The sequence below is a fragment of the Streptomyces sp. NPDC050546 genome, assembly GCF_044457425.1.
Lineage (GTDB): Bacteria > Actinomycetota > Actinomycetes > Streptomycetales > Streptomycetaceae > Streptomyces.
This window is the reverse complement of sequence record NZ_JBITGX010000028.1, coordinates 66402-92833: the sequence shown is the minus strand read 5'-3', so window position 1 is coordinate 92833 and position 26432 is coordinate 66402. Positions and strand designations below refer to the sequence as shown.

The window sequence follows — 26432 nt, the reverse complement described above, 5'->3', positions numbered from 1 at the left end:
GCATGCCCAGATGGCGCAAGATCCTCTACGCGGTGCTCCTCGTAGGGGCGATCGTGGCAGGCGTGGCCCTCACCACCGCCCTCCTCGGCAGGCCGGACACCTGCGCCGACGGCGTCGAGCGGATCGAGGACGAGTGCGTCGGCGTCAACGGCGACGGCTACGACTTCGGCACCCCGGAGATCGCCGACGTGGCCCGGGCCATCGCACGCGAGAACCAGAGGATCGCGAACCAGCCGCATGTCACGGTGGCGATGATGCTGCCGCTCCAGTCGGACCGCGAGGCCCTGCGCCGGCAGATGCGCAGCGACCTCCAGGGCGCCTACCTGGGACAGCGGCAGGCCAACGAGGGCGAGGGCGAACCCCCCAGGATCCGCCTGGTCCTGGCCAACCCGGGCCGGGCCTACGGCCGTCAGGCGAAGGTCGTCGACGCCCTGCTCCGGATGGCCGCCTCCCCGGAGGACCGGCTGCGCGCGGTCACCGGCTTCAACCTGAGCCTCGCCGCCACGGAGGCGGCGGTGAAGCGCCTGACGGAGAACAGGATCCCGGTCCTGGCGGCCAGAATCAGCGGCGACAGAATCGCGAACGAGGACCAGGCCGACGGCATGGCCGAACTGCGCTTCCCCGGCCTGGCCCGCATCCTCCCCACCAACAACGACGCGGCCCAGGCCCTGGCCAACTTCAACGGCGAACGCGGCCGCCGGAACCTCAGAACGGTCCTGGTCTACGACAAACGCCCCGACGGCTACAACGAGTCGCTGGCCAGGGCGTTCAGCAGGATCAAGGAGAAGGGCCCGGCCGGCCCCGCCGCGATGTCCTTCGAGTCCCCGTCCATCGACGAGGCGGGCTCGACCGGCAACCAGTTCACCCAGACGGCCAACAACATCTGCGACTCCGAGGCCGACACGATCTACTTCGCGGGGCGCACGCTCCACCTGCGCATCTTCGCCCTCAAGCTCGCCCAGGTCGGCTGCGAGAACCGCCACTACACCATCGTCAGCGGCTCCGACGCGGCCTCACTGCGCCAGGCGATGACGGAGAAGGACTGGGCCCACCTCCGCGGCGACGACGGCAGGGCGAAGGTGACGGTGCAGTACGCGGCCCCCGCACACCCGGACGCCTGGACGACGGAACTGACGAAGTGGACGAAGACCCACACGGCGGCCCCCAGCAGGAAGCCGCGGACCCAGGACCTCCCCCAATACCTCACCGAACCGAAGGCGGCCCTGGACATCCTCAGGAACCAGATCACCGCCACCCGACGCGAGGGCATCACACTCGGCTCCACCCCGAACCTGGACGACTCCCGCACGATGCTCGTCTATGACGGCCTCATCACCATCGGCAAGGCCCTCCACCAGGCCCAGCGAGGCGCCCCCGAGACCACCGCCCCCACCCGCGAGGACGTGGGCCGCCAGTGGTCCCTCCTCCAGTCCCGCCACCGCGTCCAGGCCACCAGCGGCCTGATCTGCCTCACCACGGGCGGCAACGCCTACGACAAACCGGCCGCCATCGTCGAACTGGACCCGGGCCGAAAAGGCGAAGGCACCCTGAAATTCGTCGGCCTCGGCTGGCCCACAGGCAAACCCCAACCGAAGAACTGCGTCATCCCCAGCACGACACCTTGATCCGCCCCCGAGAGGATCCGACCGGGACCAGAACGCCGGGTCATACCTTCATGACGACGATGGAGTCCGGGAGGAGCTTCTCCAGGTCGTCCACGTCCGAGGTGAAGACGGTGACCTGCCCCTTCTGCCGGCGTGCGATGACGGCGAGCACGGCATCGATCGCGTACTTGTGACCGTGCAGCTCGGCGTCGGCCAGGAGGCGCCGGGCCTCGCGGGCCTCGTCCCTTCCGATGTCGGAGACCTTGAGCCGGGAGAGCACCCAGTCCCAGCGCTGCTCGGTGGTTCTGCCGTCGTACGCCTCGACCAGCGTCATGGGAGACGTCACCACCTCGGCCTCCCCCCTGGCCGCCAGGTCGAGCCAGGCGATCATCTTCCGGTCGCCACGCACGGCCAGGGACAAGGCCTCGCAGTCGAGTACGAAGACACGCAGTGGCCTGTGTCCGTGCTCACTGGCGCGCTTCTTCACGCGGCCTCTCCGGCGTTGGGTCCTCCGGTGGCGCGGCGGCGATCGTGCTCGGTGTCGAGATCTTCGAGTTCCGCGAGTGCTGCCGCGTGCTCGTCCTCGGTGACCGGGCCGTGTTCCTCCTGCAGCCAGTCGACCAGCTCCAGCAGCCGGTCCCGGTCGCGCTTGAAGCGCAGCGCTTCGGCTACATATGCGGAAAGCCCCCGCTCAGCCGCTTCGGCGCGGATCTCGTCCAAGAGGTCCTCAGGGATCGTCACTGTCACTTTCTTAGTCGCCATACAAAGGACCATACTCTTGGTGCAAACGCCCTTACCAGAGCTTGCTCCGATCGGTCAGCCCAGGATGGAAATGGCCAACTCATGAGCCTTTCCGCACATGGTCGCCGAGGCATGCCCCTTCACTCAGCTAGCTCGTGCCGTTCACTCTTACCGGCGCACGAAGGGGCAGACACGGATGGCTGCCTTTCGCGGCGGCCAGCCTCCAGTCGTTGTCGGAACGACTGGAGGAGAGTCCATGTCCTTGCTGCCGTCGGCGGACGTCTTCAGGTCGGTTGAGCTGAAGGTTTCGCAGTTGCTCAGTGGACAGTTGATCTGTCCACATGCACCCGGGGAGAGATGTTCGGTAGGTGAGCACCTCACGCTCTCGGAGGCGAAGGAAGCAGCGGCACGCCACGCGGCTGATGTTGCCCTGCGGGATGCATTGTGGCGGTGCGTGGGGCGAGATGCGCGCAGCGACGTCCCGAACTTGGCTCAGCGCAGCCAGTTGCTCGCGCTTTACTTCGTCATCCCCTACCTGCGGAAGTCGGCCGCGAGAGTGTCGCGGAGGCTCTGCGTCGACGTAGCGGAGGTGAGGTCAGCCATGGTGTTCGGTGCGTTGTACGGGCTGGCAGTGGCCGTCGAAGGCGACAACGTCCGTGACGAGGTCGTCAGAGCCGCCAATGCCGCTGGCTGGGCGGTGGAGCGGGCTGATCCGGCCGAGCGCACGACGGATCCCCATAGTCTTTCCGACCGCGCGTGCCTGCCTGATGACGGCTACTCGCCCATCCGGAACGAGTCAGACATCCAGGTGGTCGGCGAGGTGGACTCGCTGCTGCGGGAGTGCATCAGCGGTGAACGCATGGGTGCCACCTTGCACCGCCTCGGCCTCTTGGACGCGTTCCTCGCCTCAGCTGCGGGGCAGGTGCCCGAGGGCGAGTCCGACGAACTCGACGGACCGCAACAGGAAGCCGGGTGAGCCAGGATGCAAGGCGACTGTCGCAGTGGCTGGCCGAGCCAGTGCCCCTGCGCAAGGTGGCAGATCTCCTCGGGGTCGAGGCATCGAGGGCATGCGGGCTGGTGAGGGCGGGCCGCTTCCCCTGTCGTGTCACGAAGGTGAAGGGAAAGTACGTAGCCCTTCCCGCGGATGTCCTGCTGGCCATGGGGATCGATGATCCAATCGTGCGGACCGGCGACCTGCTGGCCGGAGCTGAGTTCGCGAGGCGATGGGACTGAGGGACGCGTCGCCTGGCAGGACATCGAGCCGTACATGATCGACGAGGTGCAGAGCCTCCTCGTGGACGGAAACTGAGACGGACAACGTCGAAGGGCCCCACCGCGAACGGTGGGGCCCTTCGACATCGTGCCCGGTGAGGCACTGGCGGAGGATACGAGATTCGAACTCGTGAGGGGTTGCCCCCAACACGCTTTCCAAGCGTGCGCCCTAGGCCTCTAGGCGAATCCTCCGTCGAAGACATTACATGACTGGGAGGAGTGCTCGCGAACTCGTTCCCTGCCCCTGACATCAGGTAGCCTTGGCGCAGCTCCCCACGCGGCGCTATCTGACTGAACTCCCCCAGGGCCGGAAGGCAGCAAGGGTAGGTTGGCTCTGGCGGGTGCGTGGGGGGCGTTTGCGTTCCCGGGGCGGGGCTCGTTGTCAGTGGGCGCCTATAACCTCGTATGCGTGTCGTCTCTCGCTCTGTACCGCCGCTATCGCCCGGAGACCTTCGCCGAGGTCATCGGGCAGCAGCACGTCACCGACCCGTTGCAGCAGGCGCTGCGCAACAACCGGGTCAACCACGCGTACCTGTTCAGCGGGCCGCGCGGCTGTGGCAAGACGACCAGCGCGCGGATCCTGGCGCGGTGTCTGAACTGCGAGCAGGGGCCGACGCCCACACCGTGCGGTGAGTGCCAGTCGTGTCAGGACCTCGCGCGCAACGGCCCCGGTTCCATCGACGTCATCGAGATCGACGCCGCGTCGCACGGTGGCGTGGACGACGCCCGTGACCTGCGTGAAAAGGCCTTCTTCGGACCCGCGGGCAGCCGCTACAAGATCTACATCATCGACGAGGCCCACATGGTCACGTCGGCCGGCTTCAACGCGCTGCTGAAGGTCGTCGAGGAGCCGCCGGAGCATCTCAAGTTCATCTTCGCGACCACCGAGCCCGAGAAGGTCATCGGGACGATCCGGTCGCGGACCCATCACTATCCCTTCCGGCTCGTCCCGCCCGGGACCCTGCGGGACTACCTCGGCGAGGTGTGCCAGAAGGAGGCCATCCCGGTCGACGACGGTGTGCTCCCGCTCGTCGTGCGGGCCGGTGCCGGCTCCGTGCGTGACTCGATGTCCGTCATGGACCAGCTGCTCGCCGGCGCCGCCGCGGACGGTGTGACGTATGCCATGGCCACCGCCCTGCTCGGGTACACCGAGGGCTCCCTCCTGGACTCCGTCGTCGAGTCCTTCGCCACCGGCGACGGAGCCGCCGCCTTCGAGGTCGTCGACCGCGTCATCGAGGGCGGGAACGACCCCCGTCGGTTCGTCACCGACCTGCTGGAGCGGCTGCGTGACCTGGTGATCCTCGCCGCCGTTCCGGACGCGGCGGAGAAGGGGCTCATCGACGCCCCCGCCGATGTCGTCGAGCGTATGCAGGCCCAGGCCGGCACCTTCGGCGCCGCCGAGCTGAGCCGGGCCGCCGACCTCGTCAACGAGGGACTGACAGAGATGCGCGGCGCCAACTCGCCCCGCCTCCAGCTCGAGCTGATCTGCGCCCGCGTCCTCCTCCCCGCCGCCTACGGCGACGAGCGGTCCGTCATGGCCCGCCTGGACCGCATCGAGCGCGGCGTGAACTTCTCCGCGGCACCCGCCGGCATGCCCGCCATGGGCTACGCGCCCGGGCCCGAGGGGCATGGCGGAGCGGCGGCAGCCGCTGCTGCTCCGGTTCCGCCCGGTGGCGGTCCGGCCGCGGCCCGTGCGGCCGTACGGGCTTCCGGAGCACCGGGGAGCGGGAACAGCGGCGGCAGTGGCAGTGGCAGCGTTGGTAGCGGTGGCGGTGATACGGCGGCTGCGGCCGGGTACGTCCCCGAAGCTCCCGGTGCCCCGGGGTCCCCCGGTGGGCCCCCCGGTGCCCCCGCCGAGCAGCCCCCCGCCGCCTCCGGCCCCACCACCAGCGGGCACGCCCAGCCGCCCCAGCCGCCCCAGCCTTCCGAGCCGGCCCAGGCACCCCCAGCGCCCTCGACGCCCGCACCCAGCCCCGCCGCCCCGGCCCCCGGCGCCTGGCCCACCGCCGCCTCCGCGGGCAGTGGCGGCCGTCGTCCCGGTGGCTGGCCCACGGCCGGCCCGGGCGCACCCGCCTCCAACACCCCGGCAGGCAACGCCCCGGCGGCGAACGCACCCGCCCCGAGCACCCCCACCGCCAGTACCCCACCGGCACCTTCACCGGCCCCCTCGGCCTCCGCTCCGGCCGCCCCCGCCGCCGCTCCCGCAGGCGGTCTCGACCCCCGCATGCTCTGGCCGAACATCCTGGAGGCCGTCAAGAACCGTCGGCGCTTCACCTGGATCCTGCTCAGCCAGAACGCCCAGGTGGCCGGCTTCGACGGCACGACCCTCCAGCTCGGCTTCGTCAACGCGGGTGCGCGGGACAACTTCCTGAGCAGCGGCAGCGAGGACGTGCTGCGGCAGGCGCTGGGCGAGCAGTTCAACGTCCAGTGGAAGATCGAGGCGATCGTCGACCCCTCCGGCGGCTCCGCGCCCCCGGCTCCGGGCGGCCCTTCCGGCTTCGGAGGAGGCAACGGCGGCAGCGCCAGTGGCTATGGCGGCGGCAGTCACAGCTCCGGTGGTGGCGGCTACAACGCCGGCAGCGGCAGCGGCGGTACGGCAACCGCCCAGCGTCCCGCCCCGGCCCAGTCGACCGCCCCGTCCACTCCCGCCCAGCAGTCGAGCACGCCCGCTCCCGCCTCCGCCCCCGCAGCGTCCGCCCCCGCTCCCCAGCCCTCCGCCCCGAAGCCGCGGTCCGTCTCCGTCGAGGACGACATCCCCGAGGACGACGACCCCGACCTCGACGAGTCGGCCCTCTCCGGCCAGGACCTGATCGTCCGGGAGCTGGGAGCAACGGTGATGGACGAGTTCTCAAACGAGCCCTAGCCGCCCGGACGAGTCGAAACCGGCCAGTACTGGCCGAAGCCGCCCGGACGAGCCGACGCCGCTAGGACTGGCCCCAGCCGCACGGATCAGCCCTAGCCGCCGAGGGCTAGCCCCACCCCGACCGAACACAAGCCCAGCCGCACGGCTGAGCCCTCGACGGCCCCTCGGTCCCCCCCCGCCGCTCGGTGACCCGCCGATCCGTGACACCCGCGCCGATCCGTGACACCCGCGCCGATCCGTGACACCCGCGCCGGTCCATGACACCCGCGCCGGTCCATGACACCCGCGCCGGTCCGTCACGCCCGCGCCGGTCCGTGACACCCCCCTCGGAGAAACCTCCAAGCCCACACCCCCACCCCCTTCGGAAGCCCGCACAAAGAAAACCCGGCGCTTCCCGTTAGGCTGACCCCCGTGAAGGTCCTCGTCATCGGTACCGGCGCCCGCGAACACGCCCTGTGCCACTCCCTGTCCCTCGACCCCGACGTCACCGCGCTGCACTGCGCCCCCGGCAACGCCGGCATCGCCGAGGTCGCCGAGCTGCACCAGGTCGACGCCCTGGACGGCGCCGCCGTCACCGCGCTTGCCACCCGGCTCGGCGCGGAGCTCGTGGTCGTCGGACCGGAGGCGCCGCTGGTCGCCGGTGTCGCCGACGCCGTGCGCGAGGCGGGCATCCCGGTCTTCGGCCCGTCCGGCCCGGCCGCCCAGCTCGAGGGCTCCAAGGCCTTCGCGAAGGACGTCATGGCGGCGGCCGAGGTGCCCACGGCACGCTCGTACGTCTGCACCACGGCGGACGAGATCGACACGGCCCTCGACGCCTTCGGCGCTCCGTACGTCGTCAAGGACGACGGCCTCGCCGCCGGCAAGGGCGTCGTCGTCACCGACGACCTCGAAGCGGCCCGGGCCCACGCCGCCGCCTGCGAGCGCGTGGTCATCGAGGAGTACCTCGACGGCCCCGAGGTCTCCCTGTTCGCCGTCACCGACGGTGAGACGGTCGTGCCGCTCCAGCCCGCCCAGGACTTCAAGCGCGCGCTGGACGGCGACGAGGGGCCGAACACGGGCGGCATGGGGGCGTACTCCCCGCTGCCGTGGGCCGACCCCAAGCTCGTCGACGAGGTGCTGCAGACGGTCCTGCAGCCGACCGTGGACGAGATGCAGCGCCGTGGCACGCCGTTCTCCGGCCTGCTCTACGCCGGTCTCGCGATCACCTCCCGCGGTGTCCGCGTGATCGAGTTCAACGCCCGCTTCGGCGACCCGGAGACCCAGGTCGTCCTGGCCCGCCTGAAGACGCCGCTGGCCGGTCTCCTGATGGCGGCCGCCACCGGCAATCTCGCCCACCTGGAGCCGCTGCGCTGGAGCGACGAAGCGGCCGTGACCGTGGTCATCGCCTCGCACAACTACCCCGGCACCCCGCGTACCGGCGACCCGATCACCGGTCTCGACGAGGTCGCCGCCCAGGACGCCCCGCACGCCTACGTCCTGCACGCCGGCACCAGGAGCGACGGTGACGCGGTCGTCAGCGCGGGCGGCCGCGTCCTGTCCGTCACGGCCACCGGCAAGGACCTCACCGAGGCCCGCGACCGCGCCTACACGGCTGTCGGCCGCGTCCGTCTCGACGGCTCCCAGCACCGCACGGACATCGCCGCGAAGGCGGCGGGCGCGTAGCCGGACCCACTCCGAACCGGGGGAAACCACCCCGCCGCCGATGAACCCCACAGGCCCCGAATCCGTCTCAGGATCCGGGGCCTGAAGTTTTCGGCAGGTGCGGGCCTGACCATCGCTTTCCGTCATCCACCTCTCCCCAGAGCCATTCCATCGAGTGACCGATGCCCTATCCGGCTGACGGGGGGCTGAGCCCCAACTAGGGTGCGGCGCAAGCGTTCCGGCACTTGGCCCACCGGCATTGCGATGTCAGTGGCGGGTGCCACAGTGGGGGAGTGAGCAAGGAAAGCGTCAGGTCAACGGGGAGGGGGTGAGGTCGGTCGTGACCGGTATGGGTGTGGAGGCAGGCGCGCAGGTCGCGCGGGCACGGGCACTGGTCGTGCTGCGCATCCGCAGCCGCGCGCTGGCCGTCGCCCTGTTGCCCGCGGCCGTCGCCGTGATCCTGCTCGCCGGGGCTTTCTCCGGCCGTCTCGCCGGTCCCGGCTGGGACGCCGCCCGCTGGGTCCTGACGCCGGTCGCCGTCCTCGTACTGCTCGCCGCCGCCGGGATCGCCCTGGTCGTCGCCCGGGCCCGTCCGGCCATGAGCCCGACCGTCCCGATCGCCGAGGAGGCGGCTCCCGACCTGTACCGGATGGTGCGTGACCTGGCGGACCGCCTCGAGGTCCCCGCCCCCTCCGCGATAGCGCTCACGCCGGACTGCGACAGCTGGCTGGAGGACCGCACCCACCCGGCCCACGGACCGCCTCCGGCCGAGGAGCACGACGACATAGCGGGCGCGGGGAAGCATGCGCACCGCCGGCACCCGGTCGCGCCGGTCCTCGTCATCGGCTCCCCCTTCCTGTGGTGGATGCGGGTCGGCGAGCTCCGCGCGGTCCTCGCCCCGGTCGTCGCCGGTACGGGCCCCTCCGCCCACCCGGACATAGCCGCGGCCCGGCGCTTCGTCCGGGGTCTCGACGCCGCGGTGGCCGTGACCTCGGCGCCTCGCCGCGATCCGGTGTCGCGGGCCGTGCTGGCCGGCGTCGGCTGGGTGGCCCGGCTGCTGCTGCGCAGTTGCCGCCTCCATGCCGCCGAGCTGGAGCGGGGCGTGGCGGCCGCGGCCGCGGAGCGTGCACAGGCTGTGGATTACGGGCTGCGGATCGTCGCCCAGGAGCAGGTGGGCCTGGCGTACGCGGGCTGGGACCGGCTGCTGACCCGCGTCGCGCTGCCCGCCTGGCGGATGGGCCGCTGGCCGTCCCGGCTGGACGCCGGCGTGGTGGCGGCGCTCACGGAGCTGTCCCGGCGCGACCGCCTGGCCGAGGGCTTCGCGTCCCGTCTCGGGGAGCGGCCCGCCTGCGATCTGCTGGAGGAGCCGGGCGCGGTCGACGAGTCCGCCTCCCTCCTCGCGGCCCGCCTCTTCCACGGTGGCCCCGCCGGTCCCGGGCCCGACTGGTCGCCGGTGGACTGGAGCGAGTATCCGGATGAGGTTGTGGACCGCAGATGGCGTATCGACGCCGCCCGGCTCCACCGCGTCCTGGACGCGATGGGCGTCCGCCCCGCCGCAGGACCCGCGGCCCCCGCCACCGGCAGCCCGACCCTGTCCCGTGTCCTGGACCACCTGACGGCCCCGACCGGCGAAACGCCCCCCTTCCCCACCGGCACCCCGGAACCACCGCCTCCCCCCAACGGGGACGACGAATACGAAGACGAGGACGAGGAAGACCTCTCCGGTACCACCCCCCGCAGCGCCAACCTGGCCGCCCGCCTCAGCGCCGAACTGGCCCGCGAAGAGACCGCCGCGACGCCCCGCCCGTCGACCGCCACCTCCGGAACCGCCACTTCCGGCACCGCCTCCTCGGCCACGGCCGCACCCGCCGCCGGCTCCCCGGCCACCCCGGACCCCCTCGCCCTCTGGGACGACCGGGCCCTCCCCCTCTTCCCCCTCCAGCCCCCGCGCACGGCCCGTGAACTGCTCGCCGACCACCTCACGGCGATGATCTGCTGTGCCGCGATGGACACCGCCGGAGCGACGCCCGGTCTGGACTGGCTGGACGGCCCCACGCTCCTCCACAACGGCGAGCGCACCGCCGATCTCGCGCCCAAGATCCTCACCCTGATCGAGGAGGGCGACCCCACCCCCCTGCGCGCCTGGCTGGCCGAGCTGGGGATACGCCCGGAGAAGCCGGTCCGGCTCGTCTGACCGCCGGAGCACCCGCTTCCACTTCTGGCCAATTCAAAACGAACAGTGACGAAGTGCGCGCGTTATGTGATGTGCTTGGACCGTTCGCGCGCATGGCAAGGGCTGACGACATACGACAAGCACATAAGCGCGACGGCACCACAGAGGACGCACTCACCACGCACTCACACACAGACCGCACGCATCACACCAGCAGGCACCACCACGGGGGCGAAGGGGAGGGGAAGCAGCCATGGCTTCGGAGCAGATCCGCCGCTGGGAGTCGGGAGCGCTGGCGCACGCCGTGACGGATCCCTTCGGGCAGGGCCCCGTTCCGTGGCTGCGCGGCACGGTGACGTACTTCGACGACACCGGCCAGGTCGTCCCCTGGTACGTGGACCAGGACGCGCCCCACGCCCCGAGGAAGACCACCCGCTCCAACGGCCCCCGCGCGGCCGACGACGTCAACCGCCAGATCAAGGGCTTCACCTCCACCGGCGCGGTCGCGCCCGGCGAGGCCATCGACTTCCACATCACCGTCGACCCGCCCCAGGAGTTCGGCGTCGACATCTACCGCATCGGCCACTACGGCGGTGACGGAGCCGCCAAGATCACGACCAGCCCGAGGCTGTCCGGCATCGTCCAGCCCGCGCCGCTCACCGCGGACCGTACGGTCTCCTGCCACCACTGGTGGCTCTCCTGGCGACTCCAGATCCCGTCGTACTGGAACATCGGCGCGTACGTCGCCGTCCTCACCACCGCCGGCGGCTACCGCTCCCACGTCCCGTTCACGGTCCGCCACGACCAGCCCGCCGACCTGCTCCTCGTCCTGCCCGACATCACCTGGCAGGCGTACAACCTCTATCCGGAGGACGGCCGCACAGGCGCCAGCCTCTACCACGCCTGGGACGCGAAGGGCCGGCTGCTGGGCGAGTCGGAGGCGGCCACGACCGTCTCCTTCGACCGCCCGTACGCGGGCGCGGGCCTGCCGCTCCACGTCGGCCACGCCTACGACTTCATCCGCTGGGCCGAGCGCTACGGCTACGACATCGCCTATGCCACTGCGAGCGACCTGCACGCGGGCCGCGTCGACCCCACCCACTACCGCGGACTGGTCTTCCCGGGCCATGACGAGTACTGGTCGGCCGCCATGCGCGGCAGTGTGGAGCTCGCCCGCGACGCCGGCACCTCGCTCGTCTTCCTCTCCGCCAACTCCATGTACTGGCAGGTGGAACTGGGCCCCTCCCCGTCCGGAGTCCCCGACCGCCTGCTGACCTGCCGCAAACGCAGGGGCCCCGGAAAGCCGGTGCTGTGGCGGGAGATCGACCGGGCGGAGCAGCAGCTCATCGGCATCCAGTACGTGGGGCACGTCCCGGAGCCGGGGCCCCTGATCGTGCGCAACGCCGATCACTGGCTGTGGGAGGCGACCGGCGCGCACGAGGGCGACGAGATCGCCGACCTGGTCGCGGGCGAGGCCGACCGCTACTTCCCGCGCACCCCGCTGCCCGAGCACGAGGAGCGCGTCCTGCTCGCGCACTCCCCGTACACCGACAAGGAAGGCGTCCGGCGCCACCAGGAGACGTCCCTCTACCGCGCCCCCTCCGGCGCCTGGATCTTCGCATCCGGAACGTTCGCCTGGACCCCGGCCCTGGACCGCCCGGACCACGCCGACCCCCGTATCCAGCGCGCCACCGCAAATCTCCTGGACCGCATCTGCAAACGCGACTGACCCACTGTCCGTGATCGCCCGTGAATACGGGAGAATCAAGCCATAGGACAGAACCACGGGGAGGAACCGTGTCCGGATTCGTAGAAAAGCCCGAGCCGATCCAGGTTCCGGGTCTGGTGCATCTGCACACCGGCAAGGTGCGCGAGCTGTACCAGAACGAGGCGGGCGACCTCGTGATGGTCGCCAGCGACCGCATCTCCGCGTACGACTGGGTGCTGCCGACCGAGATCCCGGACAAGGGCCGGGTCCTCACCCAGCTCTCCCTGTGGTGGTTCGACCAGCTCGCCGACCTGGTTCCGAACCACGTCCTGAGCACCGAACCGCCCGCTGGCGCCCCCGCCGACTGGGCGGGCCGCACGCTGGTCTGCAAGTCCCTGCAGATGGTCCCCGTGGAGTGCGTGGCCCGCGGATACCTCACCGGCTCGGGCCTGGTCGAGTACAAGGAGACCCGCACGGTCTGCGGCCTCGCCCTCCCCGAGGGCCTGGTCGACGGCAGCGAGCTGCCCGCGCCGATCTTCACCCCGGCCACCAAGGCCGCCGTCGGCGAGCACGACGAGAACGTCTCCTACGAGGAGGTCGCCCGCCAGGTCGGCGCGGACACCGCGGCCCGACTGCGCCAGGCGACCCTCGCCGTCTACGCCCGGGGCCGGGACATCGCCCGGGAGCGGGGCATCATCCTCGCGGACACGAAGTTCGAGTTCGGCTTCGACGGAGACGACCTGGTCCTCGCGGACGAGGTCCTCACCGCGGACTCCTCCCGTTTCTGGCCGGCCGACCAGTGGCAGCCGGGCCGCGCGCAGCCGTCGTACGACAAGCAGTTCGTCCGTGACTGGCTGACCTCGGCGGAGTCCGGCTGGGACCGCAAGAGCGAGCAGCCCCCGCCGGCGCTGCCGCAGCAGGTCGTGGACGCCACCCGCGCCAAGTACGTGGAGGCGTACGAGCGCCTGACGGGCTTGACCTGGGCCTAGGCCGCACCCGGCGCAAGACACGAAGAAGCCCCCCGGCCGGAACCGGGGGGCTTCTCGCTGGAGCGAACGACGAGGTTCGAACTCGCGACCTCAACCTTGGCAAGGTTGCGCTCTACCAACTGAGCTACGTTCGCATGCGCCGTGGCGCGGGAACCACTATACCCAACCTCGCTCCCGTGCGAGACGCACCGCCGCATGCCGGTTCTCCGCCCCGAGCTTCGACACCGCCGACGACAGATAGTTCCGTACGGTCCCCTGCGACAGTGCGGCCCGCTCGGCGATCTCCGCCACGGGCGCTCCGTCGGCGGCGAGTTCCAGCACCTCGGCCTCCCGCGCGGTCAGCGGCGAGTCCCCGGCGGCGATCGCGTCGGCGGCCAACTCCGGGTCGACGTAACGGTTGCCGGCGTGCACGGTACGAATGAGCTCCGCGAGCCGCTGCGCGCTCACGGTCTTCGGCACGAACCCCCGCACCCCGGCCTCCAGCGCCCGCTTCAGATGCCCGGGCCGCCCGTGGCTGGTGACGATGAGCACCTTGCAGCCGGGCAGTTCGGCGCGAAGGGATGTGGCGACCTTCACACCGTCGGCGCCGGGCATCTGGAGATCCAGTACGGCGACATCGGGCTCGTGCGCCCGGGCCATCGCCATCGCCTCCGGCCCGGTGGCCGCCTCGGCGACGACCATGAGGTCGTCCTCCAGCGACAGCAGCGCGGCGAGCGCCCCGCGGATGAGGTGCTCGTCGTCGGCGAGCAGCAGCCGTACGGTCATGGCGTGACCTCGCTCACGGAGCGGGCAGCCTCGGCGTCCGACGGCAACGGCACCTCGACGGCCAGCCGGAACAGCCCGTCCTCGGTGGGCCCGGCTCGCAGCGTCCCGCCGACCTCCGCGAGCCGCTCACTCAGCCCCGCCAGGCCGGATCCACCGCTCGGACGCGCCCCGGCGTCCTGCGGCACTCCGTCGTTCTCCACGGACAGCGCCACCAGGCCTTCCTCCACCCGTATCAGCACGGCGCAGCGCCGCGCGTCCCCGTGCCGCAGCACGTTCGTCGCCGCTTCCCGGACGACCCAGCCGAGCGTGGACTGCACCGGCGAGGGCAGCCCGGCGGCCGGGCCGGTGAAAGTGCAGTCGATTCCGGCCGCCGTCAACACGCCCCGTGCACCGGCGAGTTCGGCGCCGAGATCGGCCTCGCGGTACCCGCGGACGACCTCCCGCACCTCCCGTTGGGACTCGCGTGCGAGCCGCTGCACCTCGATCATCTGCTCCACGGCCTCCGGTCGCCCTCGCTGGTTCAGTTGCACGGCCAGTTCGCTCTTCAACGCGATCACGGCCAGATTCCGTCCGATCACGTCGTGCAGGTCCCGCCCGAACCGCAGCCGCTCCTCGGCGACGGCGAGCCGGGCGCGGGTGTCCCTGGCCTCGGCGAGTTCGTAGACGGCGTCCAGCAGCCACACCGAGAAGACGCAGGTGAAGGTGAGGAATCCGGTGACGAGCAGCACCACGCCGACCGCGACCACCGAGGCGGGCCAGGAGAAGCCCTGTGAGAACGCCACCGCCCCCGCTCCGACAGACCCGGCCAGCACGCCCCAGAACATGTGCCGGGTGCTGCGCAGCCCGAGGGTCATGAAGCCGGTGCCGCAGGACACGATGCCGACGAAGAGGGTGGGTGCCACGCGCTCCGGGTCCGGACCGTGCGACACGGCGCTCACGGCGATGACGGCGGCCGCCGGGGTCGTCGCGGCGAGGGCGACGACCCAGCGCACGGGCTGCTCGCGGCTGCCGCGCTTCCAGTCCAGCGCGCGTGAGGCGGTGACCGCGCAGATCGCGGCGTGCCCGCACACCAGCAGAAAGATCCGGAGGGCGACCCCTCGCGGGGCATGGGCGAAGGGGACGAGTCCGACCACGGTGACCTGGACCACCACGAGGGTGTGGAACGACCACCGCGTGTACGTCTCCACCTTCGCCGGGGTGCTCTTCCCGCGCCACCACGTGCCCGCCCCGCGCATCTCCAGCCCGCCCCCTGCCTCGTTCGTCAGCGTCGCGGCTCCCACCGGAACCACCGCCGTACAGCAAACACCGCCACGACCGTCCAGGCGACCGCCGTGGCGATGGCCGTCAGGGCCTCGGCCCCGGACAGGTCGCCGCTCCAGCCGCCGCGCACGAGGGTGATCACGGGCGTGAGGGGGAGCAGTTCGCAGACCGAGGCGAGGCGGTCGGGCAGCAGCTCCAGGGGCACGATCAAGCCCGAGCCGAGCATCGTGATCATCAACACCGGCAGCGTGGTGACCTGCGCGCTCTCCACGGTCCGGGTGAAGCTCGCGGTGAGCGCCGCGAGGGTCACCGAGGCCGACAGTCCCAACAGCAGCCCGAGGACCGCCAGATGGGGCGCCGACGGCGCGCCGAGGTCCAGCAGGACCGTACAGCCCACGGCGAGCAGCACGCACTGGACGAACCCGGTGACGACGGCCGGGAGCGCCGCCCCGGCCAGGACCTCCGCGTCCCGCAGTTCGCCGGTGCGCAGCCGTTTGAGGACGAGTTCCTCACGCCGGGCGGTGAAGACGCCGACGAGCGAGGAGTACACCGCGAACAGCAGGGAGAAGCCGATCGCCGCGGGCAGCATGACCAGCCCGACGCTGAGGCCGGCGTCCTTGAGGTCCAGCTCCTCCACGGCGGACCGCATGGCGAACGGCAGGGTCAGCGGCACGAACAGCGCCGCGACGAGCGTGCCCTTGCTCCTGCCGAAGAGGACCATCTCGGCCCGTGCGAGGGCGGCCATACGGCCGACGGGGGTGGTGACCGGTGTGCTCATGCCACACGCTCCCGGACCGGCGCCGGCTTCTCGGACATCTCTCGCGCGATCCCCAGGAACGCCTCCTCCAGCGAGGCCGACCGCACGTCCAGCCTGTGCAGCTCGACTCCGGCCCGCTCGGCCCACACCAGCAGTCCGGTGGCCGCCCGCTGCAGCTCACGCGTGCGCAGCCGTACGACCCGTCCGTCCATCTCGTGCCCGGACACGCCCAGCTGGTCGAGCGGCGGCAGGTCGCCCACGAAGAAGTTCTCCGGCAGCTCGAAGGAGATCCGGGACGGCTGGGTCGCCGTCACCTCGGCCGGTGTGCCGGTGACCGCGATGCGCCCCTCGTGCAGGATGGCCAGCCGGTCGGCCAGTGACTCGGCCTCCTCCAGGTAGTGCGTGGTCAGCAGCACCGTCGTACCGCCGTCGCGCAGCGCCCGCACCAGGTCCCAGGTGTCCCGCCGCCCCTCGGCGTCCAGACCGGTCGTGGGCTCGTCCAGGAACAGCACCTCGGGCCCGCCGAGCAGCGCGAGCGCCAGGTCCAGGCGCCGCCGCTCACCGCCGGACAGCTGCTTGACCCGTACGTCGGCCTTCCCGGTCATGCCGACCAGCGCCAGTGCCTCCCGCGCCGGCCTGGCCCCGCTCACACAGCCTGCCCACATCCGCGTGGTCTCCGCGACGGTCAGCTCCGAGGGGAAGCCGCCTTCCTGGAGCATGACGCCGGTACGCGGGCGGACGGCGGCCCGCTCGGTGTACGGGTCATGGCCGAGCACCCGCACCGTCCCGGAGGTCGGCGGCGCGAGCCCTTCCAGCACCTCCACGGTCGATGTCTTGCCCGCGCCGTTGGTGCCCAGGAGTGCGAAGACCTCGCCGCGCCGCGCGGAGAAGCTGATCCCGCCCACCGCCTCGAACCCGCCCCCGTACACACGCCGCAGGTCAGTGACCTCGATCACGTGTTCGTGTCCGCTTTTCTCCATGCCTTCAGGGTCCCGGCCCCACGGCCCCGGGAGCAGTGCGCGCTGTCATCACTCGGCATGACAAATGTCAGAACGACCGGATGATGAAGGAACGGAAACACGAAGAAGACCCCGGTCCATCAGGACCGGGGTCTCATTTCCGAGCGGACGACGAGGTTCGAACTCGCGACCTCAACCTTGGCAAGGTTGCGCTCTACCAGCTGAGCTACGTCCGCAATTGCCCCCGACCGCCCGCCTGAACAAGCACGGTCACCGATCGGTGCGGGCACCAGCCTACCTGATCCACAGGAGTGGTCGGTACGGTGATGCAGAGCGGGTGACAGGAATCGCACACTGCGCCTTCCCCCTGGAAGGGGGATGTTCTACTACTGAACTACACCCGCATGTTTCCGTGAGCTGGGCCTTTCGGCCTCGCCCCTCGGCGTGCTCCAGACTCTAACTGATCAGCCGGGGTGCTGCGCAAGTCGGTTGCCGCGAGGGGCGGATGGCCGGCCGTCGGGCGGGGCTCACGGGGCCGTCACTGCGCGGCGGTGAACGCCTCGTAGACCTTCTTGGGGATGCGCCCGCGCGCGGGGACCTCCATCTTGTTGGCCTGGGCCCAGGCCCGTACGGCCGAGGGGTCGGGGGCGACCTCCGTCTGCCGGTACGCCTTGCCCGAGCGGGACCGCTTGCGGCCGGCCTCCACGTAAGGCGCGAGGGCCTTCCGCAGTTCGTCGGCATTGCCTTCGTTCAGGTCGATCTCGTACGACTTGCCGTCCAGTCCGAAAGCGATCGTTTCCGCCGCTTCCGAGCCGTCGATGTCGTCAAAGAGAGTGACCACGACCTTCTGCGCCACGAATATCGGTCCCTTCCTGCGGCACTTGCCAATTTCATTTGTACAGTGCCGTGCAATGCATTGTGAAGTCCGACTAAATCCTTCCGCGTGTCCGAACGCAATAGGTTTCAGGTGACGACCCGGAATCTTTCCTGGAAATTTTCGTGTGTGGCCCCGACGATGCGGGATCGTGATGACCGTCACGTAGCTTCCTACAAGTCGACGCGCGTAGAAATTTTGTGCAGGTAGTCTGAAACCACTGCAGGAACCTGCTCAGCACCACACCACCGGGAGTGCACGTGGCACGCGTCGTAGTCGACGTCATGCTCAAGCCGGAGATCCTCGACCCCCAGGGCCAGGCGGTGCAGCGCGCACTGCCGCGGCTGGGTTTCGAGGGGATCTCGGACGTCCGCCAGGGAAAGCGTTTCGAACTGGAAGTTGACGGGCCGGTCGACGAGGCCGCCCTCGCCCGCATTCACGATCTTGCGGAGTCCTTCCTCGCGAACACCGTGATCGAGGACTTCACCGTACGGGTCGAGGAAGTCGCGGAGGCCGTGAAGTGACCGCTCGTATTGGCGTCGTCACTTTTCCCGGCAGTCTGGACGACCGGGACACGCAGCGCGCGATCCGGGTCGCGGGCGCCGAGCCGGTCGCCCTCTGGCACAAGGACAAGGACCTCAAGCAGGTCGACGCCGTGGTGCTGTGCGGTGGTTTCTCCTATGGCGACTATCTGCGCGCCGGGGCCATCGCCCGTTTCTCGCCGGTGATGGAGCCCCTGCTGGAGCAGGCGAAGGCCGGTCTGCCGGTGCTCGGCATCTGCAACGGCTTCCAGATCCTCACCGAGGCCCATCTGCTGCCGGGCACGATGCTGCGCAACGACCACCTGCACTTCATCTGCCGTGACCAGAAGCTGCGCGTCGAGAACGCCGAGACCTCCTGGACCACCGACTACACGGCCGGCCAGGAGATCCACATCCCGCTGAAGAACAACGACGGGCAGTACGTCGCCGACGCGTACACGCTCGACCAGCTGGAGGCCGAGGGCCGCGTCGCCTTCCGGTACCTCGACTTCAACCCCAATGGCTCGCAGCGGGACATCGCCGGCGTCACCAACGCGGCCGGAAACGTGGTCGGCCTCATGCCGCACCCCGAGCACGCCGTCGAGCAGCTGATCGGTACGGGTCGTACCGACGGCCTGCCGTTCTTCACCTCGATCCTCAAGAAGCTGGTCAACGCATGAGCCGGACGCCTCTGGACACGGTCGAGCACGCGGCCGAGACCCCCGACATCGAGCTGCCCTGGGCCGAACTCGGCCTGAAGAAGGACGAGTACGAGCGGGTCGTGGAGATCCTCGGCCGCCGGCCCACCGGGGCCGAGCTCGCCATGTACTCCGTCATGTGGTCCGAGCACTGCTCGTACAAGTCGTCGAAGGTGCACCTGCGCCAGTTCGGCGAGAAGGCACCGCAGAGCGACGCGCTGCTCGTCGGCATCGGCGAGAACGCCGGTGTCGTGGACGTCGGCCAGGGCTACGCGGTCACCTTCAAGGTCGAGTCGCACAACCACCCGTCGTACGTGGAGCCCTACCAGGGCGCGGCCACGGGTGTCGGCGGCATCGTCCGCGACATCATCGCCATGGGTGCGCGGCCCGTCGCCGTCGTCGACCCGCTCCGCTTCGGCGCGGCCGACCACCCCGACACCAAGCGCGTGCTGCCGGGTGTCGTCGCCGGCATCGGCGGCTACGGCAACTGCCTGGGTCTGCCCAACATCGGCGGCGAGGTCGTCTTCGACTCCTGCTACCAGGGCAACCCGCTGGTCAACGCCGGTGCCATCGGTGTGATGCGGCACGAGGACATCCACCTCGCGAAGGCCTCCGGCGCGGGCAACAAGGTCATCCTGTACGGGGCCCGTACGGGCGGTGACGGCATCGGCGGTGCCTCGATCCTGGCCTCCGAGACCTTCGACGACGCCAAGCCGTCGAAGCGCCCGGCCGTCCAGGTCGGCGACCCCTTCCAGGAGAAGCTGCTCATCGAGTGCACCCTGGAGGCCTTCGCCGAGAAGCTGGTCGTCGGCATCCAGGACCTCGGTGCGGCGGGCCTGTCCTGCGCGACGAGCGAGCTGGCGTCGAACGGCTCCGGCGGTATGCGCGTCACCCTCGACGACGTACCCCTCCGCGACTCGACGCTCTCGCCCGAGGAAATCCTCATGAGCGAGTCGCAGGAGCGCATGTGCGCGGTCGTCGAGCCGGAGAAGGTCGACCGGTTCCTGGAGATCTGCGAGAAGTGGGACGTCATCGCCACCGTCATCGGTGAGGTGACCGACGGCGACCGCCTGGAGATCTACTGGCACGGCGGCAAGATCGTCGACGTCGACCCGCGCACGGTCGCCCACGAGGGCCCGGTCTACGAGCGCCCGTACGCCCGCCCGTCCTGGCAGGACACGCTTCAGGCGGACGACGCGAACAAGCTGCCGCGGCCGGGGACCTCGGAGGAGCTGAAGGACCAGGTCCTGAAGCTGGTCGGCTCCCCGAACCAGGCCTCCAAGTCCTGGATCACCTCGCAGTACGACCACTTCGTGCAGGGCAACACGGTCCTCGCCCAGCCCGAGGACTCCGGCATGATCCGGATCGACGAGGAGTCCGGCCTCGGCGTCGCGATCGCCACGGACGGCAACGGCCGGTACGCCAAGCTCGACCCGTACCACGGCGCCCAGCTGGCGCTGGCGGAGGCGTACCGCAACGTCGCCACCACCGGCGCCAAGCCGCTCGCCGTCTCCGACTGCCTGAACTTCGGCTCGCCCGAGGACCCGGCGGTGATGTGGCAGTTCGCGGAGGCCGTGCGCGGTCTGGCCGACGCCTGTCAGCAGCTGGGCACCCCGGTGACCGGCGGCAACGTCTCCCTCTACAACCAGACGGGCGAGGCCGCCATCCACCCGACCCCGGTGGTCGCGGTCCTCGGCGTGATCGACGACGTGGCCCGCCGCACGCCGGTCGCCTTCCAGGAGGAGGGGCAGCTGCTCTACCTCCTCGGCGACACGCGTGAGGAGTTCGGCGGTTCGGCCTGGTCCCAGGTCGTGCACGACCACCTCGGCGGCCTGCCGCCCAAGGTCGACCTGGAGCGCGAGCGGCTGCTCGCCGAGATCCTGATCGCCGCCTCCCGCGACGGCATGATCGACTCCGCGCACGACCTGTCCGACGGCGGTCTGATCCAGGCGGTCGTCGAGTCGGCGCTGCTGGGCGGCAAGGGCGCCCGCCTGATCGTCCCGGACGGTCTGGACGCCTTCACCTTCCTCTTCTCCGAGTCGGCGGGCCGCGCGGTCGTGGCCGTGCCGCGCTCCGAGGAGCTCCGTTTCAACGACATGTGCGGGGCGCGGGGCCTCCCGGCCACCCGCATCGGTGTCGTCGACGGTGACTCCGTGGACGTCCAGGGCGAGTTCGCTCTCCCCCTGTCCGAGCTGCGCGAGACGCACGAGGCGACGATTCCGGCGCTGCTGGCGTAAGCCGGGGCAAGTCATGCCTGTGCCCCGTCGAGGTCCCACTCGACGGGGCACAGGTGTCTGCCGGTGGCGGCGATCGGTTCGCTCGCGCCGTCAGCGGTGCAGGGCGCTGTTCTTCAGGGCCCGGGTGATCGCGTCGGGCGAGTCCGCCGAGATGTAGACCGTGTCGATGTCGAGACTCTGCCCGTCGCCCAGCTCGACCGGCACGGGCTCCTCCAGGAGGACCCGCATGTTGACGGAGCTGCCGATCGAGCACGCCACGGCCGAGGCCTCGTTCGGGACGGGGCGCAGTCCTCGTCCCTCGATCGTCCTCATGGACCGGTTCGCCGACCGCACCATCGGGCGCGGCAGCTCCATGCCGCCCATGAACCCGGTGCGCAGGGCGACCCGATCGGCCGAGACGGTGTGCGGACTGCGGGCCACGGCGGCCAGGACGCCGAAGCCGGTGAGGATCAGCCCGAGCTCCAGCACCGCGTGCGGGATCCGGCCGGCCGGCGGAAGCATCTCGGAGACGAGGAACGCCAGCGGGATCTCCATCAGGGTCAGGACCATGACCATGGAGCGGACTTCGGAGGAGTGCCGGATCACCGTCGTGCCCGACGCTGTGCCGAGGGGGCGCCGAGTGATCACCGCCATCAGGGCGCGGGCCAGGATCCCGGCCCGGTCTCCTATGCGCGGCTTGGGAGTCACCTCTGCCCCACCGTGATTCGACACGCTGTCTCCAGACTCCCGCGATGTGGCGACTGATCGGCTCTACCTGCGTACATCGGGCCTGTTCCAGGCCTTTTACGTGAGTGGAAGCGCCGTTTTCGGCACCGTACTTCACACGAGATCGACACGCAACTGACATCAATGGGCCCTGGTGCGCACCTTTAACCTGAGTGCAGAACGAGGGTGCGGCGGGGCTACGGCGCCGCAGAACGTTCAGCGACCCGATGGAGACCGAGATGAGCCATGAGACGCCTGCCAGCCTGGCCGGGAAGCTGAACCGGCTGTTCGCCACAGTGCGGCCGGACGGTGGTTCCGAGTACAGCAACGAGCAGGTCGCCGCCGCCATTCGAGAGACCGGTGTCCACATCTCCCAGAGCTACATCTGGCAGTTGCGCAAGGAGAAGAAGACCAACCCCACGCTCCGGCATCTGCAGGCCCTGGCCGACTTCTTCGGAGTGCCGGCCGCCTACTTCTTCGACGACCAGGTCTCCGAGGGGGTCGAGGGCCGGCTGGAGGCGCTCGTCGCCGAGCAGACCCGGATGGCCCGGATGGTGGAGAACGGCGATGTGAAGCTCATGGCCCTGCGGGCGGGGGAGCTGTCGCCCACGCGCCGCAGGCAAGTCATGGAACTCCTGGACGTCGTGTACAAGTTGGAACAGGCGGAGAAGCTGGAACAAGTGGAACGACGGGGTGCCGACGACGCCTGACCGAGCGACGGGGCGCGGTCCCGGCCGGGCAAGGGGGGACGCGTGGACTGGCTGAAGGAACGGCGGCTGAGAGCCCTGTGCAAGCGCGAGTTGCGGGCTCTCGGGGTGCGCTCACCCCTGCCGGTCGAGGAACTGTGCCGGCTTCTCGGAGAGAGCCGCGGCCGGCCCCTGCGCCTGATGCCCTACCCCCTGGAGGTCCCGGGCCCGTACGGGGCCTGGGTGTCCACGCCGACCGCCGACTACGTCTTCTTCCAGCAGGAGACGACGAAGACCCACCAGGACCACATCATCCTGCACGAGGTCGGACACATGCTGGCCCGGCATCACAACGAGAGCTGCGACGACCTGGTCTGGTCCGAGCAGACCCTGGACCTCTCGCCGAAGACCATCGACCGGGCCCTGCGCCGCACGCTGTACGACGACACGCAGGAGCGCGAAGCCGAGACCATAGCGACGATCATCATGGAATGGACGGTCTGTGACGGCACCGCCGCGCCCCCGGCGTGCGACGCCGCCCTGACCGATGTGAGAAGCGCACTCGGGGACAGCCGAGGGCTCCTGTGACAGCGGTGACCCTCGCGCTGCTCGGCGTGGCCGTCCTGTGGAAGCTGCACCAGATGGCCAGGGCACCCCGCAACCGCTCACTCCTCGCGGTCACCCTGTGCCTCGTCTGCGCGGCCGCGGGTTTCTCCTTGGGGCTGCACAGCGTGGCACCGAAGGTCGACGTCCTGCTGGGGCAGGGCGCGGCCCTGCTGCTGACCGCCGTGCTCCTGCTGGACACCGGCTACTGGCTGCTCCTCTTCTCCCGGCCCGTCGGCGACGACCGTGCCAACACGCGCGGCCGGACCCGCCGGGAGGGAGCGCTCCTGGCCGTCGTGGCGCTGGTCGTCCTCCTCGCCTACGTCCGGACTCCCTCGCGTCTTCGCGCCGTCACCTTCGTCTCGGCGGATCCGGCGGTGCCCGGCATCGTCGTCCTCGTCGTCGCGTCCCACCTCTATCTGGTCTACGCGCTGACGACGACGCTGCGCAGAGTCCGCCCGTACCTGAGGGTCCCCGAGCGGTCCTTCTCCGTCGGTCTGCGGCTGACGGCCCTGGCGCTGGTCTGCATGGCCCTGGCCGCGTCGCTGCGCGTGCTGGGCATGGTGGTCCGCACGGCCGGCGTCGACTGTCCCGCCCTGGTGGGGCGCGGCGCGACCGTCCTGCTCGCCGTCGGCATCCCCCTGCTCGCCATCGGCGTGAGCTACCCGGGCGTCTCCGCGCGGCTCGCCGCGGCGTCCGCGTGGCAGCGGCGCAGGCGGGCCTACCGGCAACTGCACGCCCTGTGGTCCCTGCTGCACGCCGCCTACCCCGACAGCGCGCTGAGGGAGCGCCCGGCCTCGGCGCGGTGGGAGCGCCTGCGCATGCGGGCCATGACCCGCCACTACTACCGCCGGGCCATCGAATGCCGGGACGGCCTGGTGCGCGTCAGCCCCTACCTGGCGATGCGGGGAGTACAGGAAGGAGCCCAGCCGGACGTGATAGCCGCCCATCTCCCGGCGGCCCTGCGGGCCCAGGCGGGCGGCCGGCCCTGCCCGGCCAGGGCCCTCAAGGTGGCGTCCCCCGACAACGACAGCCTCGACGCCGACGTACGGGAACTGGTGGCGGTGTCGCGCGCACTGAGACGCGAGAGCCTCACCCCGAGAGCCGCTGTCTGACCGCGCGGCCTCCGTCGCGGGAGTTGCACGATATTACGTAGTTCCGTAATCTCGTGGGAGTGGAACTCGAAGAACGCGTAGCCGACCTGGAACGCCGGCTGGCGGCCCTGGAAGGCGCCCGCAGCACCGGCCCCCGCCTCGAAGGGGGCGACTTCTGGGCCCTGAACGGGCTGCGGGAGCAGCTGGCCGAACTGGGGGCCGCCGACGGAGGCGTCCTCTACACCGGCTCCGTGCGCCTGCCGACGGGCGAACCGTACGCGTGGCAGATGGGAGCCCTGACGGAGGGGCTGCTGGAGGAGGACTGGACGGCGTCCGCCGAGTCGTTCGCGGCGCTCGGCCACCCGGTCCGGCTCCGGCTGCTCCGCGAGATCCTCGGCGGCCGGCGCACCGCGGCCGAACTCGCCGAGCTGGACGAGGTCGGCACGACCGGCCAGATCTACCACCACCTGCGCCAGCTCACCGGCACGGGCTGGCTGCACACCACCGGCCGGGGCCGCTACGAGGTACCGGCCCAGCGCGTCGTACCACTGCTGGTGGCGGTGGCGACGGCCAGACCATAGCGGCGAGGAAGAGGAAACGGGGGACGGGATGTCCGCACACAAGCTCGGCATGGTGGCCTTCCAGGGCCTGCAACTGGCCTTCATCGGCCTGGTGATCGCCCACATGTGCTTCGGCTGGGGCTACCCCATCCTGTGGAACCTCCTGCTGCTGCTCCTCGCGTACGCCGTCGCCGCCGTCGCCCACCGGTGGGGCGGCGCCCCGGACAGCTCGCGCCGGGCCAGGGAACCCCTCGAAGTCGCCCCGCCCGTGACCGGCCGCTGGTCCGCGCTGAACAGCCCGGCCGACCGCACCCCGAGCCACGGACTCCACGCCCACGGGCAGACATACGCCATCGACATCCTCGCCGAGCCCGAGCCGGGCTCCCGCCCCGCCTTCCGGTGGCTGTGGCCGCTCGCCCGCCGCCCCCAGGACTTCCCGGCCTTCGGCGCCGAGATCCTCGCGGTCGCCGACGCCACGGTCGTACGGGCCGCGGACGGGCAGCGCGACCACCTCAGCCGCAACTCACTGCCCGGGCTGCTGTACCTGATGCTCGCCGAAGGCTCGGTACGAGAGATGGCCGGAGTCAGCCGCATCCTCGGCAACCACATCGTCCTCGACCTCGGCGACGGCACCTACGCCGCCTACGCCCACCTCCAGCGCGGCTCCCTCACCGTCCGTGAGGGCGACCGCGTCCGGGCCGGACAACCGCTCGCCCGCTGCGGCAACTCCGGCAACTCCTCCGAGCCGCACCTGCACTTCCAGCTGATGGACGCCCCGGACCCGGACGCGGCCCGCGGGCTCCCCTTCACCTGGAGCGGCCTCGGCGTGCCCCGCAACGGCGAGACCTTCGAGGCACCCGCTGTCACAGCCCCCGCCTAGGCTGCCCCTCATGCCCCCGGCCAAGAAGCGCCCCCGCGCCTACGACCCCGCCAAGACGCGAGCCGCCGTGCTCGCCCAGTTCGGGAACATACGCCGGGCCGTGGGCACCCTCGGCCCCGACCGGCTGGCCCTGCCCACGCGCCTCGGCGACTGGACCGTGCGCGAGCTGGCCGCGCACTGCGCCATGGCCCTGGACGCCGTGGACCGGCTGCTCGGGGAACCCGAGCCCGCGCGGCAGGACGGCCGACTGCTCGACTGGCCCTTCGCCATCGCCGACGACGCCCCCGCCATCGCCGGCACCGCCCGCCGCCTGGCCGAGGAGCACCCGGACCTCGACGTCCACCTCGCCGGCGCCGAGCACCGCTTCACCGCGAACCTCGACGCGCACCCCGCCGGCCGGCTGCTCCCCACCAGCGCGGGCGCCCTGCCCCTGGCCGACTACGTCGTCACACGCACCGTCGAACTCGTCGTCCACACCGACGACCTCAACGCCGCCGTCCCGGGCCTGGACATCCCCTACGACCGTCAGGCACTGGCCGCCTGCACCCGGCTGCTCGCCGACGCGCTCGCCGCGAAGGCCCCCGGCGGCTCGACGGAGGTGCGGGTGCCGCCGTACGCGGTGGTGCAGTGCGTGGAGGGTCCGAGGCACACCCGGGGCACCCCGCCCAATGTCGTCGAGACGGACCCGCTCACCTGGATCCGGCTGGCGACCGGGCGGCTGGCCTGGCCGCAGGCACGCCAGGACGCGCAGCTCAGCGCCAGTGGAGAGCGCGCGGACCTGTCCCCCTACCTGCCCCTGATGACATAAGGGGAACCGATCCCCCCGTGTCCCCCGTCGAAGT

At 70.9% G+C, this 26432-nt stretch carries 24 protein-coding genes, 4 tRNA genes and 1 other RNA gene; 17 read left to right on the top strand and 12 right to left on the bottom strand.

Features of this window, described 5'->3' with window-relative positions:
• Positions 1-2 precede the first annotated feature (2 nt).
• Positions 3-1625, top strand: a complete 1623-nt coding sequence (locus ACIBK5_RS41975) for an amino acid ABC transporter substrate-binding protein (protein WP_399028487.1) — start codon at positions 3-5, stop codon at positions 1623-1625.
• Between the two features lie 40 nt (positions 1626-1665).
• Here the strand turns inward: ACIBK5_RS41975 and ACIBK5_RS41970 are convergent, their stop codons facing one another.
• Together ACIBK5_RS41970 and ACIBK5_RS41965 are read right to left on the bottom strand one after the other, a co-directional pair.
• A complete protein-coding gene (locus ACIBK5_RS41970) occupies positions 1666-2091 on the bottom strand; it encodes a PIN domain-containing protein (RefSeq protein WP_399028484.1) in 426 nt (141 codons plus the stop codon).
• Positions 2088-2366 carry a CopG family transcriptional regulator gene (locus ACIBK5_RS41965; protein ID WP_399028482.1) on the bottom strand — a complete coding sequence of 93 codons (279 nt, stop codon included), beginning with the start codon at positions 2364-2366 and terminating at the stop codon, positions 2088-2090. The genes ACIBK5_RS41970 and ACIBK5_RS41965 overlap by 4 nt, the downstream gene beginning before the upstream one ends.
• A 235-nt stretch (positions 2367-2601) precedes the next feature.
• Here ACIBK5_RS41965 and ACIBK5_RS41960 point away from each other — a divergent pair, with 235 nt between their 5' ends.
• The gene (locus tag ACIBK5_RS41960) at positions 2602-3321 is read left to right on the top strand and encodes a hypothetical protein (protein WP_399028480.1); all 720 of its coding nucleotides are present in this window, start codon (positions 2602-2604) and stop codon (positions 3319-3321) included.
• Positions 3322-3721: 400 nt separating this feature from the next.
• Here the strand turns inward: ACIBK5_RS41960 and ACIBK5_RS41955 are convergent.
• Positions 3722-3809, bottom strand: a tRNA-Ser gene (locus ACIBK5_RS41955).
• A gap of 72 nt (positions 3810-3881) precedes the next feature.
• Between ACIBK5_RS41955 and ffs the strand changes: the two genes are divergently transcribed.
• From ffs to ACIBK5_RS41925, 6 genes are all read left to right on the top strand, one after another.
• Positions 3882-3980: signal recognition particle sRNA small type (ffs, locus tag ACIBK5_RS41950), an RNA gene on the top strand.
• A gap of 46 nt (positions 3981-4026) precedes the next feature.
• The gene (locus tag ACIBK5_RS41945) at positions 4027-6480 is read left to right on the top strand and encodes a DNA polymerase III subunit gamma and tau (protein WP_399028478.1); all 2454 of its coding nucleotides are present in this window, start codon (positions 4027-4029) and stop codon (positions 6478-6480) included.
• 411 nt (positions 6481-6891) lie between these two features.
• Positions 6892-8142, top strand: a complete 1251-nt coding sequence (gene purD, locus ACIBK5_RS41940) for a phosphoribosylamine--glycine ligase (RefSeq protein ID WP_399028476.1) — start codon at positions 6892-6894, stop codon at positions 8140-8142.
• Between the two features lie 328 nt (positions 8143-8470).
• Positions 8471-10315, top strand: coding sequence for a hypothetical protein (locus ACIBK5_RS41935; protein WP_399028511.1), 1845 nt, complete (start codon positions 8471-8473; stop codon positions 10313-10315).
• Positions 10316-10547: 232 nt separating this feature from the next.
• Positions 10548-12023, top strand: coding sequence for a N,N-dimethylformamidase beta subunit family domain-containing protein (locus ACIBK5_RS41930; RefSeq protein ID WP_399028474.1), 1476 nt, complete (start codon positions 10548-10550; stop codon positions 12021-12023).
• 68 nt (positions 12024-12091) lie between these two features.
• Positions 12092-12991, top strand: coding sequence for a phosphoribosylaminoimidazolesuccinocarboxamide synthase (locus ACIBK5_RS41925; RefSeq protein ID WP_399028473.1), 900 nt, complete (start codon positions 12092-12094; stop codon positions 12989-12991).
• Between the two features lie 58 nt (positions 12992-13049).
• Here ACIBK5_RS41925 and ACIBK5_RS41920 read toward each other — a convergent pair.
• From ACIBK5_RS41920 to ACIBK5_RS41885, 8 genes are all read right to left on the bottom strand, one after another.
• Positions 13050-13125: transfer RNA gene (locus ACIBK5_RS41920), tRNA-Gly, on the bottom strand.
• 22 nt (positions 13126-13147) lie between these two features.
• On the bottom strand, positions 13148-13756 hold the full coding sequence (locus ACIBK5_RS41915; RefSeq protein WP_399028471.1) for a response regulator: 609 nt from the start codon (positions 13754-13756) through the stop codon (positions 13148-13150).
• A complete protein-coding gene (locus ACIBK5_RS41910) occupies positions 13753-14991 on the bottom strand; it encodes a sensor histidine kinase (protein ID WP_399028508.1) in 1239 nt (412 codons plus the stop codon). The genes ACIBK5_RS41915 and ACIBK5_RS41910 overlap by 4 nt, the downstream gene beginning before the upstream one ends.
• A gap of 26 nt (positions 14992-15017) precedes the next feature.
• Positions 15018-15794 (bottom strand): ABC transporter permease, encoded by a 777-nt coding sequence (locus ACIBK5_RS41905; protein ID WP_399028469.1) that lies wholly within the window; start codon positions 15792-15794, stop codon positions 15018-15020.
• Complete coding sequence (locus ACIBK5_RS41900) at positions 15791-16753, bottom strand: ABC transporter ATP-binding protein (RefSeq protein ID WP_399028467.1); 963 nt, start codon at positions 16751-16753, stop codon at positions 15791-15793. Before ACIBK5_RS41900 ends, ACIBK5_RS41905 begins: the two co-directional genes overlap by 4 nt.
• Before the next feature lie 142 nt (positions 16754-16895).
• Positions 16896-16968, bottom strand: a tRNA-Gly gene (locus tag ACIBK5_RS41895).
• A gap of 96 nt (positions 16969-17064) precedes the next feature.
• Positions 17065-17136, bottom strand: a tRNA-Gly gene (locus ACIBK5_RS41890).
• Between the two features lie 134 nt (positions 17137-17270).
• Complete coding sequence (locus ACIBK5_RS41885; protein WP_193483505.1) at positions 17271-17588, bottom strand: Lsr2 family protein; 318 nt, start codon at positions 17586-17588, stop codon at positions 17271-17273.
• A 278-nt stretch (positions 17589-17866) separates the two neighbouring features.
• On the opposite strand from ACIBK5_RS41885, the gene purS reads away from it, so the two are divergent.
• The 3 genes from purS to purL are packed head-to-tail and all read left to right on the top strand — an operon-like array spanning position 17867 to position 21062.
• Entirely contained in the window at positions 17867-18130 is a 264-nt protein-coding gene (gene purS / locus ACIBK5_RS41880) for a phosphoribosylformylglycinamidine synthase subunit PurS (protein WP_010045045.1), read from the top strand.
• Complete coding sequence (gene purQ, locus ACIBK5_RS41875; protein ID WP_193483504.1) at positions 18127-18807, top strand: phosphoribosylformylglycinamidine synthase subunit PurQ; 681 nt, start codon at positions 18127-18129, stop codon at positions 18805-18807. The genes purS and purQ overlap by 4 nt, the downstream gene beginning before the upstream one ends.
• On the top strand, positions 18804-21062 hold the full coding sequence (purL, locus tag ACIBK5_RS41870; protein WP_399028465.1) for a phosphoribosylformylglycinamidine synthase subunit PurL: 2259 nt from the start codon (positions 18804-18806) through the stop codon (positions 21060-21062). The genes purQ and purL overlap by 4 nt, the downstream gene beginning before the upstream one ends.
• Positions 21063-21152: 90 nt before the next feature.
• Here the strand turns inward: purL and ACIBK5_RS41865 are convergent, their stop codons facing one another.
• On the bottom strand, positions 21153-21749 hold the full coding sequence (locus ACIBK5_RS41865; RefSeq protein ID WP_399028463.1) for a hypothetical protein: 597 nt from the start codon (positions 21747-21749) through the stop codon (positions 21153-21155).
• A gap of 257 nt (positions 21750-22006) precedes the next feature.
• Here ACIBK5_RS41865 and ACIBK5_RS41860 point away from each other — a divergent pair, with 257 nt between their 5' ends.
• Genes ACIBK5_RS41860 through ACIBK5_RS41835 form a run of 6 tightly spaced genes read left to right on the top strand, consistent with a single transcriptional unit; the run spans position 22007 to position 26398 of the window.
• The gene (locus ACIBK5_RS41860) at positions 22007-22477 is read left to right on the top strand and encodes a helix-turn-helix domain-containing protein (protein WP_399028461.1); all 471 of its coding nucleotides are present in this window, start codon (positions 22007-22009) and stop codon (positions 22475-22477) included.
• Between the two features lie 42 nt (positions 22478-22519).
• Positions 22520-23041, top strand: coding sequence for a hypothetical protein (locus ACIBK5_RS41855; RefSeq protein ID WP_399028459.1), 522 nt, complete (start codon positions 22520-22522; stop codon positions 23039-23041).
• 5 nt (positions 23042-23046) lie between these two features.
• Entirely contained in the window at positions 23047-24171 is a 1125-nt protein-coding gene (locus tag ACIBK5_RS41850) for an MAB_1171c family putative transporter (protein ID WP_399028457.1), read from the top strand.
• A 59-nt stretch (positions 24172-24230) separates the two neighbouring features.
• Positions 24231-24731: an ArsR/SmtB family transcription factor gene (locus tag ACIBK5_RS41845; protein WP_399028455.1), complete on the top strand. Its 501-nt coding sequence runs from the start codon at positions 24231-24233 to the stop codon at positions 24729-24731.
• A gap of 28 nt (positions 24732-24759) precedes the next feature.
• Positions 24760-25590 (top strand): M23 family metallopeptidase, encoded by an 831-nt coding sequence (locus ACIBK5_RS41840; RefSeq protein ID WP_399028453.1) that lies wholly within the window; start codon positions 24760-24762, stop codon positions 25588-25590.
• Positions 25591-25600: 10 nt separating this feature from the next.
• Positions 25601-26398 carry a sterol carrier family protein gene (locus ACIBK5_RS41835; protein ID WP_399028451.1) on the top strand — a complete coding sequence of 266 codons (798 nt, stop codon included), beginning with the start codon at positions 25601-25603 and terminating at the stop codon, positions 26396-26398.
• The last annotated feature ends 34 nt before the right edge of the window (positions 26399-26432 follow it).